The organism is Mycolicibacter engbaekii (genome assembly GCF_002101585.1).
Taxonomy (GTDB): Bacteria; Actinomycetota; Actinomycetes; order Mycobacteriales; family Mycobacteriaceae; genus Mycobacterium; species Mycobacterium engbaekii.
In genome coordinates this window covers 8,501-25,211 of sequence record NZ_LQOT01000079.1, presented here as the reverse complement: position 1 = coordinate 25,211, position 16,711 = coordinate 8,501, and the positions used below count along the sequence as shown (strand labels likewise).

The window sequence follows — 16,711 nt, the reverse complement described above, 5'->3', positions numbered from 1 at the left end:
TCCTGCTTCTGGGTTGTCGATCTAACTGGCGAATGTGGTTTGTAATCATCGTTTTCCGTGCACAGACTGCCCTAGGGCGTGTACCCGAACTGGTCCAGCCGTCGCCGAGCAACCGCTATCTCGTTCTCGCTGAACAGCTCCGAAAACTTGGGCTCGACTACGAGGGCCTCTACGGTCAGGTCAAGCCGCTCCCGCTCCCACAGTTCGCGGAACCCGTCCGAGATTGGTCGGGACGCCAACAGTTTGTGTGCGGTCTCCAGCGGCCCGTGTTGCGACAGCATGCTCAGGAAATAGGAGGCCTTGTACCCCGCCTCTGAAAGGCCGCGGTCGTACACGGCCTTCATTTGTTGCGAGAAATCGGCCTCGATGTCGCTTGGTGGTGAGTCGCTGGGAACCTCAGCAGCCGTCGTATCCGGCTCTCCGGACGCGATGGTGCCCTCGATTTCAACGAACCGCAGCAGTGCGTCCACCGACGTGAAGACCCTTATCTTCAGTTCTTCCAGGCGAGGCAGATCGGCATCGTCAGGATCGAGTTCGAGGACGACGGGATCGCCCAGCTCCTCTTGAAGCCCCTTGGGCCAGAAGGCTTCCGCGACCGCAAGCACGGCGCCGGTGTCGGGGTCTGGGATCTCCGCGTCCACTTCCGGCTCGGCATAGCCCCTGCGCTTCAATTCGGCGACAAGTTCACGGACCTGCTCACCGCGCGGGTCGTCGATGTCTTCATCGGCAACCTGCAGACGGTCCAAAGCCACGTTGTCGTGCGGGCCTTCGGGGTTACGGAGGGTTTCGAGGAAGGACTGCGCCGAGGCGGCCAGAAGCTCACGGCGGGCGGCCAGGAAGTCTGAATAACGCTCTACCCGCCACAGCTCAGGATCGGTCGGAATCCACTGCGACTCCAAAACACCCGGATGCCTGGCCTGTACCTCCGGCAGATATTCGGCTGGGTCACGCATCCCGATCTTGATGTTGGTGTCCTGGGTGAGGAAGCAGAAATTGGCGAGCGCATTGATCTCGTTGCGGTCGAATCCGTGGTTGCGCAGCAACGCCTTCGGAAAGATGTGGTGCACCTGGAGCGAGGTGAGTTTGCCGAGAAGCTCAGCACGCAGTTCCAGCCCGCTACCGAAGTCCCGGGCACCATCAACTCGGGTCAACAGGTACAGCAGGGGGTAGAACCGGGAACCGCGAGTCGAGCCGGCGAAGTCGTCGGGGCCGATGGCCAGACGTCCACCTCGGACACGTTCCAGTGTCGAGATCAATGCATCGACTCCGCCCCGCTCAACCGCCTCGTAATCCTGCTGCAGGTAGGTCTCCGTCGAGCCGCTGAACCGGCCCCAGAGCGCGGAGTGCACGTACCAGTACAGAACTTTGTCGCGGTGCGCGCCGTCGGTGAATCCGCCGCCGTTGAGCTGCAGCAGCCGGGTGATGACGGGTGTGGCGTAGCGACCCATCAACACCCGGTCGTGGTCGAGGCCCAAACGTCCAGAAGCTGCGTCGAGGAAGGTGCCGATGTGGTTCACCGACTTGCCGAGGGCCGCCTCGAAATCGGGGGCGGACAAATCGCTCAGGGAGGAGAACAGTGCCCGGCCGGTCGCGACCGCGGTCGCGTTTCGCAGCAGCCAGTCCAGCGAAAACCGGAAACCGGCCTTCTTCCAGCGGTCCAGGTTGTCGCGCAGTTCTTTTCGGGCATCGGGCCATTCGGCGCAGAGCTTTGCCAACGCGAGGTCGCCCTTGGAAAGTTTGGTGCCGCCAGAGTTGACTTTGTTGAAGATGTCGACGACCTCATCGACCGTCTTACCGGCGCCGGTGATCTTCTCGGAGTTGAAGTTGCGGTTCTCGATCTCTTTGATCCGGTTAAGCCGTTCAAGGTAGGTGTTGAGCACTTCGCGCTCGACGTCGGGAAAGGCGCTCAAGTACTCAAATGGCCCCGTTCGGAACAATTCGGTGACGTTGACCCAGGTGGGGTCACCGGCCATCTTGGTGGGTGCGTAGAACTCGAAGGACTGGGTTTCGACATTGAAGTGCAGCCCGGTGAACGCACTCGGGTCGCCTTCGAAGAACGGGGGAGGTGTGCCGCGAATGACTCCATACATCGACGTGACGCGCTGCTGCCCGTCGAGCAGCAGTTGTCGCGTTCCACTGCCCGAGGAGGCCCCACGAACAGTGACATCGTCTGATGTCGTCTCCCACATCAGCAGGCCGCCGACCGGATACGCGCGGTACAGCGAACGCATCAGGCCGCGGACCTGGTCGCGGTTCCAGACGTAGCCGCGCTGGAATTCCGGGAGAAGCACGACGCCGGAATCGATTTCGTCGAGCAAGGTAGACAGGCGGGTCACGGTAAATCTCCTGTTCAGTTCGTCTCAAGCGCGGTCAGGAACGAGCTGGGTTCGCCGTGCCAGGTGATGAGCAGTTCCTCACGCGCCCGAGTGCAGGCCACAAAGAGTAGGCATCGTTCCCGTTCCAGGTCTTGGTGGTGCGTCTGCTTGTCGGCCTCGGCCGGAGTGATGGCGTTGGCGGCGGGTACCAACTTGGCGCTGACACCGGCGACGCACATGCAGCGGAACTCCAAACCTTTGACGCGGTGCATGGTTCCGACGCGTACAGCATCGTCGTCATCGGAGGCTTTCGCCAGGTCGACGCTGTCGATCCCGGCCGCCCGCAGAGCACTTCCGATCTTCGACGTCAGCCACTTGGCGCGAACGGCGATCCCGACCTCCGACCGTGCGATGCCGCCCTCGATCCAGGCCTTGACGGACGCGGCGATGAATTTGGACTCGGCATCGGCACTTTGGTGCCCACTCAATGTCGGCGGCTGTCCGTGCACGTAGGACTTGCAGCCGGCGATGGAGTCCAGCCCGCCTTCCATGTCGTCGATCGGCTCGCCGCGCAGCAGGCCGAGGCTCCAGCCGAGAATCTCGGCCGTGGTGCGGTAGTTGATGTTCAGCCGGGAGGACCGGCCGGCGATGTTGATGCCGACTTCGCGCAGGCTGACCCGGTTGTCGTAGATGCGTTGGTGGGTGTCACCGGCGATGAAGATGTCGTCGGGCGCTTCTCCGACCGCGGCCCGCAGCAGCCGCCATTGGTCGGGGCTGAGGTCCTGCGCCTCGTCGATGAGGATGTGCCGGAATGGTTTCTCGGAGGATTCCTCCAGCAGGCGGGTCGCTTCGCGTCGGATGGATTCGTGAGTCCACACCCCCTGCTGGGTGAGGGCGTGTTCGAACTCCCAGATGACCTGCCACACCTGGGCCCGTTGGGCTGATCCGAGTGGACGCCCGCGTCCGGTTCGCTTGGCGGCGAGGTACGCGTCGGCGGTGCTGATGCGACGGGCCAGCACCACCTGGCGCCATTCCTCGGACAGGAACACCGGGGTGAAGGTGCACTCGAGTTCGTCGATCAACCTGGCCCACAACGCTTTCTCGTCCTCGGCGCCGAGCAGGTGCGGTGCACCGTGGGTCTTACGGAAGACGCGGTGCGCGACCCGGTCGACATGGGACACCTCGATCCGGCTTTCGGCCTCCTCGTCGTCGATGAGCATGTCGAGCCCGGACTGCAGCGTGTCGGACAGGGTGGAGGTGAAGGTGGTGACCAGGACCTTGCCGTCGCCACGACGGGCGAGCATGTGCGCGCGGTGCAGGGCGACGACGGTCTTGCCGGTGCCGGGCCCGCCGGTGACCCGCGCAGGGCCCTTGTAGGCGGCGTCGACGACGGCGCGCTGGGTGGGGTGCAGGTATACCCGCCAGGTGGCGAACGGGTAGGCGAAGACGTCCATCAGTTCGTCGGGGCCGCTGACGAGGACGACGCGGTCGCTGCTGCGCAGGATGGCCGCATCGATGTCCTGGGTGTCGACGGGTTCGTTCAGGATTTGCGCACCGAGATCGGACCACACCTCCTCGGGGGTGAAGCCGGCGGCGAGGCCGAACAACACATCCCACTGCGTCTCGGGCAGGAAGGATTTCGCAGCGTCGAGCTGTCCGGCGTCGGTGACGGTCCGCGCAAACGCCAGCACCTTCTCGTCGATGCCGAGTTTGGTCAGCTCGCCGTCCTTGATTTTGGCGAAGATGGGGGTGCCTGCGCTCTTGGCGGCTTCGGTCATCGGGGATCTGGCGGTCGAGTTCGGCTTCGTCGCGGATCTCGATGCCGCCGGTCGCGGAATTGACCGAGAGGTTGCTACGTTGCGCCCACGCGTAGGCGTCGTCGTGGTGCAGCACCTTCAGCAATGTGTAGACGTCGCCGGTGGCGGGGGCCAGTACGATACCGCGCCAGGCCTGGTCGATGCGGATAGACCGGAACCGCGGGTTGCGGGCGTTGGCGATCTTCTCCAAGTGAAGCCCGGTGTGGGTGGCGGCGTCGAACTCGTCGAAGACCTCGGCGACCCGTTTCGCGACCGGCTTCTCCATCTTGGCGAGGTCGGTGATGAATCCCTTGTCAATGGCGAGTGGCATTGTTCTTCCGTTGCTTGACTATTCGAGGTGACGGGGCCCATGACCGGCGGGCGGATCGGCGAGCGGCTTCCAGCCCTTGCCGCCGTTGGCAATGGCCACGGCCATGCGGTCGTAGGCTTCTAGCACGAGGCGTTTGGTGCGATACTCGCCGAAGTCGCGTTCCTCGTACTTGCGGACGACAAAGAACGAGTCGAGGACATGCTCGGCCTCGTCGCGATCGAGGCCGTAGATGTGGAGGAAGCCGGCGTCGAGATCGGCACGTAGTTGGGCCCTGCGCGCGGGATCCCAGCGGAAGGGCGGGCCGGCGTCGCCGAGGTCTACGGCATAGGGTCTCAGCCGAGACGAAGTGTACGACAACTCCAAGACATAAGGCTCCAGCCAATTGCCGAGGCTCTTGCTTTGACGCCATGGGGTTGGGCGTTCGAAGGTGGCGGGATTAGGCGTAGCGAGCTGCCGAACGATGTTGTACGTCATGTGGGTACCACTCAGCTTCTGGCGTGCTACGAAATCGTAGATATTGCTCGACCAGAGCCCGTGGAGTTGGATGGCCCGCATTGGGTCGTCTGGGAAAGCGATGGGAAAGACGTGACCCACACCGGATAGGGGGAGCACAGACGGTACGTAGGTCCGCTCGTTACTTGCATTGGTGATGTCGCGCCAGCCGACAAGCCACTTTCGATCCCAGCGATCTTCGACCTTGGTGTCTACTTCCGAACGCTCCACCCAATACCGCGCGAGCGGCTCTAGCTCTGGGTTGTCGTGCTGCTCATCGGTGAGCCGCGGCAGGGAGCCGACATTCAACTGCGCCTGGGTAGCGTCCTTGTAGGTGGAGAACCGGTGGTCGAAGTGGCTGAGCATCTTCGCTTCGTACAGCGGCACGTACTCCTTGTTGCCGCGGGTGTAGGACCAGCCGTTGAACTTCGCGTCGGTGAGGTCTTCGGCCGTGTGGAACAGCCCGGAGTCGTTGGCCATGTCGAAGAGCCGTGCGAACGAGAGTCCCCAGGGATTGCCGTCGGGGTCGCCGTCGCGGATTAGCACCGGATGCCGGGAGTAGATGCCGAGGGTGATGTCGGCGTCCTTGCGGCTGCGGAACATCGGCAGTGTTCCGGTGTTCGGGTTCAGCGCAAGCACTTCGTCGGCGGCCAACTGGAATCGCTTTTCGGGGACATCGGAGACGTGCCGGTTGAGGAAGGCGAACTTGGTGCGCCGCACCGTGCGCTGCGTACCAGTCATGGTCGTGACGGCGAACCGAACGCGATGATCGACATCGCGGAAAATCTTGGCTTCGTTGTCGAAGTCGTAGAACGCATACAACCGGTGATTGCTCAACGTGTCGGCGAAGAACGGTGCGGTCGTCTTGTCGGTCGCCAGGCCGGTGGGTGTGATGATGCCGGCTGCGCCGGAGGGGTTGGTGACGGTGCGCATCGTTTCGGCGAACACGCTGTAGGTGTTGACGTCACCTTGCCCGGTGAACGGGTAGCGGCCACTCTTGAGTAGCAGGTGTGCGGTGCCGTCCGATTGCCGCAGTGCGGCACGGTAGGCGCGGTGCAGATCGGGGTCGGTGTCGGCGAGGTTGTCGATCATCTTTTTGCGGATCGCCGCGGTCGCCGCGCTTTCGATGTCGGGTCGGCCGGCGTTTCCGAAGAACTCCTTGTCTTGGATTTTCACCCGTTCCCACGGCGGGTTGCCGACCACACAGGAGAAACCACCCGTCCAGCCGGTGTCTGGGTCGGCGCTACCGTCATCGGGGACCGTGAAGATGCCGGGGAACTCCAAGTGCCAGTGGAAGAAACGGTACTGCCGGGCCAGGGCATTGATCTGGCTGATGAGGGTGTCCGGTACGGATTCCGGGGCTTCGGATAGTGCACGCATGGTGGCGTGGGTGATGCCCTGCCCCGAGGTGGTCGCACCGGTCTTGGCTTGCACGAACGCCGCGCACCAGGCGTCGGCCACCAGTTTGGCGGCCACCAGGTCCGGGTCGGTTTCCAGGCGGCGCCAGGCGTCGGCGCGGGCACGCAGGGCGGCGACGGAGGCGACGGTGCCGGTGTCGGCCTCGTGCGCGGCCTTGGTGAACTGGCTGGTCTCGACGTTGAGAGTTTCGGCGCCGAAACTCAGCGTCAACTGGTCTTGATCGACTTTGCGCTCGGATTTGTTGCGGGCCTTGAGCTTCTTGGTCCAGTCCTTGTCGTCATCGCCGAGAGCGACAAGAGCGGTGTCGGGGATGTTGTGCCGCAACAATTCCGGGGTGGTGCCCAGCAGCGCATTGCCTACCCGGAAGTGCGCGTCGAGGAAAGGGAAGGGACGGTCGGCGTCGAACGCTTCCAGCCAGAGCGCCACCTTGGTGATCTCGATGGCGAGGTCGTTGAGGTCCACGCCGTAGACGCAGCGCTCGATTACATCGGCGGTGGCCGCCCGCAGCGCGGCCGGGGTGGATTCGGTCTCGCCGGTGCGCACGGTGGCCAGGGCGGCGGCGATGCGCCGTGCCGCGGCGACCACGAAATGCCCACTGCCGCAGGCGGGGTCGACCACGGTGAGATCGAGAAGGGCCCGTTCGGGGTCGGCCTCGCGGATGGCTTCGTCGATCAGCGGGTCGAGTGCCTCGTCGAGAACCAACGCGATGAGGTCGGAGGGGGTGTAGTAGGAGCCGGACTTCTTGCGGTCGTTGCCGGTCGCCACGTCCAGGGTGAAGGTTCGCTCGTCGGCGTGGTAGCGCGGCGTGTAGGCCAGCAGGCCCTCATACATGCCGCCGAGTTCCTCGCTGTCGAGGTTGCGGTAGTCGACCGGGCGTGGCAGTCCGGTGACCGGGTCGTCGATCTGGGCCAGTGCTCGCACCGCCGCCAACAACGCCCGGTTGGGCAGCTTGGCGCCATCGAGAATGCTCAGCGCGTCCCGCGAATACAGGCTCGCGCCCAGGCCGCTCAGTCCGAGGGCGGGCAGGCCGTCGCCGGCCAGCGCGTCGGTGACGATCTGGTGGGCTTCCCACAGGTCGGTGTGCCAGCCGCCGATCGGTTCGGCAGCCAGCCGACGCAGCCGTGCCGTGGAGAAGTAGTCCGAATACAGGGTTCGCGCGCTCTCGGGGACGTCGGAGCGATGCAGCAGGTCACGGTCTTCGACCACGAACAGCACGATCAACCGGTAGGCGATGCGCAGCAGCGCGCGCTGCAAGTCGCGGTCGGCGTCGGTCGCCGCGGCCAGGGTCTCGCGCAGTGCCACGTTGGCTGGGTGCGCGACGAACCCGGTACCCAGCTCCTGCAGTGCGGCGGCGATGCCGTGCTGCAGGTTCAGCAGTGCACGGGCGCCGTCATCGATGGCGGTGGTGCGCCAGCGTTCCAGCCAGCAGTTATCCAGCTTCGGTTCGGTGACCTCGATGTCGGCGTCTTCGGCGGAGTCGTCGCTGTCGGCTTCGGGTTGTGCCGCCTTGGCTGCCTTGTCATCCAGGCGGGGCGCAAATCGGCTGGCATGCACCGTCAGGAACAGCACCCGGAAGTCGGCGTAGAGCTGGTCGGTGAAGATGGCGTCGAGGTCGAATTCGACGAAGGACTGCCTGGTGAGACTGGAGGCGTCGCGCAGCAGACGCAGCTGGTGGCCGTTGGACACGATCGCCCACAGGGCGCGGTCCTCGCGGTTGAGGTAGTCCTGCACCATGGCCTGCGGTGCGCGTGCGGTGACCCCGGCAGTCTTGGCGTCCAGGTCCACGCCCGCACCGACCAGGTGCAGCGGCACCCAGGCTGCGGCGTTCGCCGCGTCGGGCCAGGCGACCCGATGGGAGATGGGGAAGTGCGGGGCCTCGGTCTCGCCGAGCCCGGGCGGCACGGCCAGCCCGCCGCTGATGACATCGGGCCGGCCCCAACCGAGTTCGTAGAGCAGGGGCAGCAGCCACTTGTCCCGGGTGAGCTTGGTGGCGGCATCCCCTTCGGGCAGCCGCTCCAGTGCGGCGTGCCAGGCGCGATGCGCGGCCAGCATGGCCTCCCAGGCGCGGGCGATGGCCCCGTTGACCGCCATCCCCGGCGACAGTTGATAGCCCTCGGCGGTCTGACCGGGCATCCGCAGTTCGTTGGCGCGCGGGATCGCCTCGGCGGGCAGCGCGGTGCCGACCGTACGGACACCCTTGAAGACGTTCAGCGCGCTCATCGGGCACCCGCCTCCGGCAGGAACACGTAGACGCCGAGGACATCCGCGGGTGGCAGGAACCGCACCGTCGGCGCGCGGCCGCCGGCCTTGGAGGCGCTGCGTACCGCCTGATGCTCGGACACCAAGTCTTTCGCCGCCTCCCTACCGGTCGTGGTGAGGTGCTCGGTGAGCGCGCCCAGACGGCTCAGGGCACGCCCCAACTGCATCCGCGCCAGCGAATCATCCACGTTGCCAGACGGTTGCAGGGTCAACAGGGCGTCGACCTCGGCCTGCGGAAGCCAGGTCAGGGTGTCCCCGGTCGCGGTGAACGCCAAGAACTTGGCTTCCTCAGCGACCTGGGTGACGGTGGTAGCAGCGCCCGGGAGGGTGATCTCCAGCCGGTGGCGCACCATCAGCAGTGTCGTCACCTTGCCGACGTCGCGGGTCCGCATCACCCCAGCGCGGCGCGCGGGGCGGGCGGCCGGATCGAGCCGGGAGTCGAGCGCGGCGTCGAGGACATACCGCGACAGCGCATCCACCGTGGCATCGGTCCGGGTCAGCACACTGTGCCCGGTCGGCACCGGCAGCGAACGGTGGAAATGAAGCCGGCCACCCTTGGCAGGAGGGAGCTGGTCGCGTACTGCCGCCGGCAGGGTGTCGATGACCGCGGTGAACCCGTCATCGGTGTCGCTGATCGGCGCCCCCAACAGCGACAGCGCTGTGCGGGTGAAGGTTTCGACGTCGGCTGGCCCGCCCAGTGCGCGTCGTACCTCGGCCAGAGCCGCCTCGACGGTGTCGGGTTTCAGTCCGGCTTGACGGAACCGCGACCGGGACACCTTCTCCCGCTCGGCGGCGTTGGTCCATTCGACCTCAACCTGGTCGGCCAGCGACTGGGAGGTGGCCGCGCCGAAGTCCAGGGTCAGCTGTTCGGCTTGCTTGCCCCGCAACAGCAGCGATTCCCAGATCGCCTTCATCACGGTGGTGGAATCGACCGGGATCGGCACCGCGACACCGATGCTGCGCTTGATGTTCTCGTGGCGCCGGATCAGCACTTCCAGCACCAGGCCGTCGATGCCGTTGTCCTCGCCGTAGTAGGTCACGGTGCGCACGGTGGGTGCCTGCTGGCCGAACCGGTCGACGCGGCCTTCCCGCTGTTCGTGGCGCGTCGGATTCCACGCCAGGTCGTAGTGCACGACGGCAGTGAAACCGTCCTGCAGGTTGATGCCCTCCGACAGGCAGTCGGTCGCTATGAGTAGTCGGGGGCCGTCATGGGCGCTAAGGGTGTCGACGCGGGTCTCACGTTCCTCCGGCGGCAGCGTCCCGGTCACCGCGTCGATCTTGAGGTCCTTGATCTTCGCCAGTGCTGTGCCCAGGTGTTCGGCGAGGTAGTCGGCGGTGGGGATGTAGCGGCAGAAGACGATGGGGTGGTAGCCCTCGTCAATCAGTTCCTTCAGCAGCGGAATGAGGCGCTTGAGCTTGGCGTCGGAGCGTGGCCCTTTGAGAGCCGCGGCCTGTGCGGCCAACTCACGCAGGCGCTTCCGTGCCTTGGTGTCGGTCTCGTCACTGTCGCCGGTGTCAGCGCCGACGGTGACGTCCTCGGCTTCCGTCGTGTCGTCGAGGTCGGTGTCGAGCACGCGCGGTTCGGCGTAGGCGTCCACGTCACGCTCGTCGTCGGCGGTGGCGACCGCGGAGCGGTTGAGCAACGTCTGCTCGGCTGCGGCCGGACTGGACGCCAGACACCGCAGCAGTGCGATCGCTGACCACCAGCGGACGCGCTGGCGCACCGCGCTGAGCTTGGGGTCGGTGACCTGCTCGCGGACGTAATCCATCACGTCGTCGAACAGTTGGCGATATCCGGCGGTGAGCTTGTATGCGGATTCGGTGGTCTCCCGTTCTGGGAACGGGGTGTCCTCCTTGAATTCGCCGCGCAGATACTCGCGGATGTCGGCGCGCTGGCGCTGGATCATGTACCTGGCGAGCAGCTTGCGGTCGTCTTCGCGGTCCCGGCCGGACAGGTCGGCGGGCAGGTCGCCGAGCCTGTCGTCGAGCAGACCGATCAGCGACTGCCAGGCGGTGTCGTCGCCGCTGTGCGGGGTTGCGGTCAGCAGCACCAGGTGCCGGTCCTTGTCGTCGGCGAGTTTGCGCAGCAGGGTGTAGCGCAGATGGGCCTGGCTCGATGTGCCGACACCGGCGCCTGCCACGCAGGTGTGGGCTTCGTCGACGATCACCAACTCCGGGCAGTGCAGGGCGAATTCGTCGCGCCGGGTCTTCTGTTTGACGAAGTCGGTGGAGATCACCAGATGGGGGTGATGTTGGTAGAGGTTGGAGCCGAAGGGGACACTGCGCATCAGCCGGTTGACCGTGGACGGCAGCAGCAGCTTCGCGTCGATGCCGAACTTGTGCCGAAGCTCGCTCTGCCACTGCGGCGCCAGTTGCGGGGAGCACAGCACCGCCAATCGCTGCGTCTCGCCGGTGGCCAGCAGCTCGGCGGCGATCAGTCCCGCCTCGACGGTCTTACCGATGCCGACGCCGTCGGCGATCAACAGCCGGGTGACGTCCTGGTTGGCCGACATCATCAACGGAACCAGCTGGTAGTTGCGGGGGGTGACGGCCAGGCGAGCGAACGACCGGAACGGGCCGCCGCTCGCACTGAAGGAGAGCCGCAGCGCGTCGCGCAGCAGGCGGGCCCGGCCGGCGTCGCCGCGGTCGTCGACCGTGGGTGGCTCGAAGGTGGCGGAGGCGAAGTCGTCGATGTCGGGCAGTAGCACGGTGGTTTCGTGCTCGTGCCCGCCGAGCGGGCGGACCAGCAGCGCGCCCTCTGGGGAGCCGGGCAGCACCAGCCAGTCGCGGCCACGGGCGTTGACGAGACTGCCGGCCGGGTAGTCGAGCGGCGTCATGCGTTGGCCCTGGCTTCGCCGAAGATGCCGCGGTGTTCGGCGATCGTCGTGAGCCAGCCAGCTTCGCCATCTTGGTGGTGGAACCGCAACACCAGCCAACCGGCCTCGTCTTCGAGCTTCATGCGTGCCTGTTCGTCCTTCTCCTGCTGATGGGCTGCGTCGTGATGGGGGCCATCGACAAAGACGGCGACGTCCATACCGTCGACGTGGTAGGCGAAATCGGGCCGGACGTAGAAGCCGGTGACGATTTTTTGGGCGTCATCGGGCAGGCGGTAGCCATGCTGGACCAGCAATGCCAAGAACTTCTTCTCCAGCTCGCTGTCGCAGGCCTGCTCGAGTCGCTCGAGTTGAGCGTCCGGTGCCTCACCGCCTGCTCCGACGACAACGTTCGACACAGCGATCCGCTTGAGCAGATCGCGCACGCAGTGTCGGTCCAGGTGCTGGTGGTCCCACTGGTTGCTGTAGGACAGCAAGCAGTCGTAGCACGCTTGCGCGCAGTCTTCGGTCGCGTGGGGGGCGCGTTTGCGGTCTTCACCGGCGTCGGGATCGAAGTGCAGAATCTCCAGTGCTTTTCGTGCCACCCGCGTGAGCTGCCCATCTTCGGCGGCCAACCTGCGCAGCACGCCGGCCCCACCTTCAGCGGCTTCGAAGAACAGCAGTCGTGACCACGCGTCGTCGCCGGTGTTGGAGGGCAGGGCCTCGACCGCGAGTTCGGAGCCTTCCAACTGGTAGACGGCTTCGATACCGCGCTTGAGCGCATACATCGCGGCCATCCGCTGATCGGTCCCGATCGAGGGATCCAGATGCAGCAGCAGGGCGTTGCGGTGGTCCTCGACATAGGGGATCACCCTCTGGTACCGCGGCGCCTCGCCGTGCACGTTCTTGGCCAGGTCGGCTTCCTTGCACCAGCGGCCTTCGACGGTGTCGAGGACGTAACCGCGGACGTCTTTGTCCTTGCGGCGGCGCAGGCCGACGTTCATCCGGCGGATCAGCGCGGTGTCTCCGTAGGTCATGGTGCCGAGTTCATGCCCGCCCTCGATGATGGTGCTGGTGAGCTGTCCGGCGCGAACCCCGTGTGGCACAAAACGAATGGTGGTCACAATTTCGTGCCCGGCGCGCTGGCGCTCTTCTTCGTCGGCGCTGATACGGTCACGGCGACGGGTCTTGACCGACAGCAGCCGCATCAGGTTGCCCATGGTGGCCTCGATGCCGAACGGGCTGCCGCAATGCTGGCAGAGGTCAGGCTCGGTGGACTCGTGCAGGTACCCGCAGGCACCGCACCGCTTGATCTCACTGATGTGCACACCGGTGCCGTCCTCGCGTGCGGGCAGGCTGACCCGGTTGACCTCGTACCGGGCGCCCTCGTGATAGATGAACGCGCCGGGGCCGAACTCGCTGATGGCCACGAATCGTGGGCGTTGGATGAAATCGCCCTCCCCGCCGCTTCGGGTGCGGCGTTCGGCCGGAATGAACGCCGACAGCGGGAGTCGCGGGAAGGAGTAACCGGGTAGGAAGCCTTCCGACGCGAAGTAGCGGTAGGTGTAGAAGTCGCCCTGCAGCACGTCGTCGACTTGGCCCTTGAGCAGGTCGAGTGCCGCTCGTGCCTCCGAAATACGGCCGCGGGCACGCTGTTTGGATGCCTCCGAGGCGCCGATGGTCTTCAGCGTCTGGTTGGCCTGGTCGAGTTCGTTCTGCGCTTCGTTGTACAGGCCGCGCCAGCGGTCGGCGGCATTGTTGAAACGGGCCGGTGCTTTGTCGACGGTGTCGGTGACCCAGGTGTCGGTCCACCACGGGGCGCTGGTGACCTCGGAGGCTGCTTCCAGCACTGCGGTGATCGCGGTGATCGCCTCGGCGCGGCTTGATTTCGACTCGATGGTCGCGAGCACCTCGGGGCGCAACGGCTGTCCCGGCTGGTCGATCTCCAACAGGTCGACCATGCTGGCCTTGAGGTCCAGGCCGCACTTGACCAGCCAGATCGAGTGGGCGTGGGCGCGAACTAGATCCTGGTTGCCCAGCTCCAGCCGCGGCGGTGCCACCGCTCCGGCGACCATGTCCTGACTGCGGCGGAAGTAGTAGGCGTCGTGCGCGTTTCCGGTGGCGCAGTAGGTCAGGGCGATCGCCGGCTGACCGGACCGACCGGCCCGTCCGGAGCGCTGCGCGTAGTTGGCCGGGGTAGGTGGAACATTGCGCATGCCGACCACATTGAGGCTCTTGATGTCGACGCCGAGTTCCATCGTGGGAGAGCAGTACAGCACCGGCAGCCGGGCTTCGCCGAATTCTTCTTCGCGTTTCTGGCGTTTCGAGGGCTCGACCTGCGCTGTGTGTTCACGGGCCTGCAAGCCGACGAGCGAGTTGGCGGTCTCGGCATAGAGGGCTTTGAAGTACGGGTTGACCCGACCCCCGGTCTGGTTGCTGCGGATGGGGTCCGGCGCCCGATGCTTACCGTCACCGGGATGCCAGGCGATGAGATCAGCGCGCAGCTGGTAGCCGGTGGGCCGCTTTGGTACCGCGATGCGCACCAGAATGCCCGCCTTGGCCATGACCTCCATCAGGTGCTCGATGATCGCCTGGGCGTCGGCGGTCTTCAGTGCATGCTGGTATGCGGGGAAACGGTTGGGGCGGCGCAGCCAACGCCCGAACGCGCCCAAGCCGGACAGGTGTAGGTCCGCCCCGGTGCCGGCCACGTTCTTGGGCCGCCCACCGGGGTAGGCCAGGCCGCTGTACGTGCCGGCTTCATCGGAGATGGCCCACGGGTCTTTCAGCCATTCCCGGCTGGCCCGGCGGACGGCGTCGAACTTTTCGTCGGTAAGGAATTCGGTGTCGATGCACAGGTTTCGGCGCAGTTCGTCGAGGAGGACATGCATCACTTCGCGTCGCGTCTCGGAGCCGGCGCCGGCCAGGGGTTCCCCGCAGCCTGCCCATTTGTCGTCGTGGGCAGCGAGCTCGTCCACCCCCTCGTAGGCCAGGCGTAGCTGTCCGGTCTGCTCCAGGTTGGGCATGGTGATGCGCCAGCCGCGCTTGAGATCGGCCCACAATCGGTAGGTGACGACATCGCGCAGCGCCCGGGTGATCTTCTTGCGGGGGATGGGTTCGTCGGCGGTTTCCTCGTCGCGGGCGAAAAATTTCAATCCCTTGCCGCTGAGGGCTTTGACGACTTCGGGTCCGAGGTTCTCGTCGGTGAGGGGTTCACCGTTGCGCTCCTCGTGGTCGGCAGCCGCGCGGAAGAGAGCCGAGCGGATCATCCCCACCAACACGAAGTCGTTGAAATGGCCGGCCTGCAGGCTCGCGTCCTGGCGGTTGTCGCTGAACGCCAAGAACTTTCGCGCTTCGACATCGAGATCGTCTTCAGTGCGCAGAGTCCGCACGACAGATTGGGACAGCACCGTCACGGCACTGGCGCGGCCCTCGGTGCCGAGGCTGGCCACCCGGGAGAATTGCGACTGGCGGGTACTTTCGTAACTGGTCTTGCAGGATGGGCAGAATTCGAGGCGCTCGAAGAACGCCACCGGCATCCCGTCGTCGGTGATGGTGCCGAACTCGTCGACACGTAATGAGCTCGGCATCTTGGACACCCGGGCTTTGTCCAGCGCCTGGCCGGACCCGCTGGACACGACCCAGTCCTCCGGTACCAGCTCCAGCAGAGCAGGATCGCTCGGGTCCGGCCACGGCGAATTCGTCAGGAACAACAGGCCTTCAGCGTCGGGGTGCTCGACCAAATCGGAGTTGGGGATACGGGGGCTGAAGTTCTCACCGCCGCGCTCCAGGTTCACGACCAGGAACTCCTGACCGCACTCGCGGCAGAACGCCAGTGGGAACAGGGGTTGACCCAATGGGCGGTTGGGCGCGCTGCGCTGATACTGCGTGGTGAGGTATCGCTTCTCGGGGGGCTCCAGCGTGGTGTAGACGGTGTCGCCTTTACCGATGAACTGATGCAGCTTGAACGCGAACAGCGCGCGGCCCTGCGGATCGCGCGCGCGGGAACCTGCAAGCAGCAACTCCTGCAACTTCTGCTCGCAGGCAGTTTGGTCTACCCCTGTTTCGGTGTGCAGTTTCTTGGCCGCGTCTTTGAGCTTTGACGGTGGGCGTCGTGCGAGCTTGCCCTCGTCGTCGGTGTGCAGGCCGAAATGGTGTTCGGTCCAGACGGCCAGGGGGTCGCACTGCAGTGCTTGCCAGTCCGTCGGCGCCGATTCGGCCAGGCGGGCCGTGAGCGCGGCGGGGTCTGTGTCGCCGGTGGTCGCGCGGCGGAGGGTTTCCCCGACAATGTTGGCGGCCGGGATCGGGACACCGAAGATTCTGGTTGCCAACTCGGCGACTTGCTGGCGCTGCTCGGCTTTGGTGCCCGGGCCGGCGAGTGTCGCACTGGTGCCGATGCACTGGATGTCGTTCGATGTGACGGCGCTGCACAGTCGGCGGACCAGCATCGCTACGTCGGCGCCCTGGCGGCCGCGGTAGGTGTGTAGCTCGTCGAGAACCAGAAATGACAGGTTCGCCGCGCTGCTGATGAGGTTCTTGCGCTCCTTCGGGCGGGTGAGCATCAGTTCCAACATGACGTAGTTGGTCAGCAGGATGTCCGGGGGAGAAGCAAGCGTCTTCTCACGCTCTTCCCTGTTCTCCTGGCCGGTGTACCGGGCGAAGCTGACTTTGGGATTCGTCTTGCCGAGGAACTTCTCCAGCTCATTGCGCTGGCTGTTGGCCAGGGCGTTCATCGGATAGACGATGATGGCCCGCACGCCTTTGCCGGATCCCTCGCGCAGCACCCGATCGACGATCGGAACGATGTAGGACATGGACTTGCCCGACCCGGTTCCGGTGGTCAGCACGTAGGACTCGCGGCGGTTGGCGATCTCGAAGGCGTCGGTCTGATGGCGGTGGAAGGCGATCTCGTTGCCGGCCGGGTCACGGAAGATGTTGGACGACTCGGGGTCGAGAACACCCTTGCCAGCCAGTTCGCTGACCGTACCGCCGGACTCGAACGCCGGATTCAGGGCGAGCCAGGGTTCCGGCCAGAGCAGGCCGTCGGCGATCTCCTTTTCGACCTTGCTGCGGATTTGGTCGTCCTTGATCTCCAGGAAGCCCTTGACGAAGTTCTCGTAGTCGCCCAAGACCTCGTTCAGGACACCGAACGCGTCCATTGCGGCGCCCCCCTTTCCTCGACGTCAAGCACCAAACGAAGCTGACCTTACTTTGCGGGGCCGACAGTGCGGGGGATTGTCACGCGGGCGAATGGAACGTGGACCGACTTTCGACTTGAACCCGTCAAAA

General features: G+C 65.4%; 4 protein-coding genes and 1 pseudogene. All 5 read right to left on the bottom strand.

What is annotated here, in order from left to right; translation table 11 throughout:
• Positions 1-71: 71 nt before the first annotated feature.
• On the bottom strand, positions 72-2,336 hold the full coding sequence (locus AWC02_RS20860) for a GmrSD restriction endonuclease domain-containing protein (RefSeq protein WP_085130846.1): 2,265 nt from the start codon (positions 2,334-2,336) through the stop codon (positions 72-74).
• 14 nt (positions 2,337-2,350) lie between these two features.
• Positions 2,351-4,442: pseudogene (locus AWC02_RS20855) on the bottom strand (UvrD-helicase domain-containing protein).
• A gap of 18 nt (positions 4,443-4,460) precedes the next feature.
• Positions 4,461-8,573, bottom strand: a complete 4,113-nt coding sequence (locus tag AWC02_RS20850; RefSeq protein ID WP_085130844.1) for an Eco57I restriction-modification methylase domain-containing protein — start codon at positions 8,571-8,573, stop codon at positions 4,461-4,463.
• On the bottom strand, positions 8,570-11,449 hold the full coding sequence (locus tag AWC02_RS20845; protein ID WP_085130842.1) for a helicase-related protein: 2,880 nt from the start codon (positions 11,447-11,449) through the stop codon (positions 8,570-8,572). Before AWC02_RS20845 ends, AWC02_RS20850 begins: the two co-directional genes overlap by 4 nt.
• A complete protein-coding gene (locus tag AWC02_RS20840) occupies positions 11,446-16,581 on the bottom strand; it encodes a DEAD/DEAH box helicase (RefSeq protein ID WP_085130840.1) in 5,136 nt (1,711 codons plus the stop codon). Before AWC02_RS20840 ends, AWC02_RS20845 begins: the two co-directional genes overlap by 4 nt.
• Positions 16,582-16,711 lie beyond the last annotated feature (130 nt).

Bases quoted from the DNA above. Each gene is read 5' to 3' on its own strand.
- AWC02_RS20850 (WP_085130844.1), bottom strand. From the start codon at position 8,573: ATGAGCGCGCTGAACGTCTTCAAGGGTGTCCGTACGGTCGGCACCGCG.
- AWC02_RS20845 (WP_085130842.1), bottom strand. From the start codon at position 11,449: ATGACGCCGCTCGACTACCCGGCCGGCAGTCTCGTCAACGCCCGTGGC.
- AWC02_RS20840 (WP_085130840.1), bottom strand. From the start codon at position 16,581: ATGGACGCGTTCGGTGTCCTGAACGAGGTCTTGGGCGACTACGAGAAC.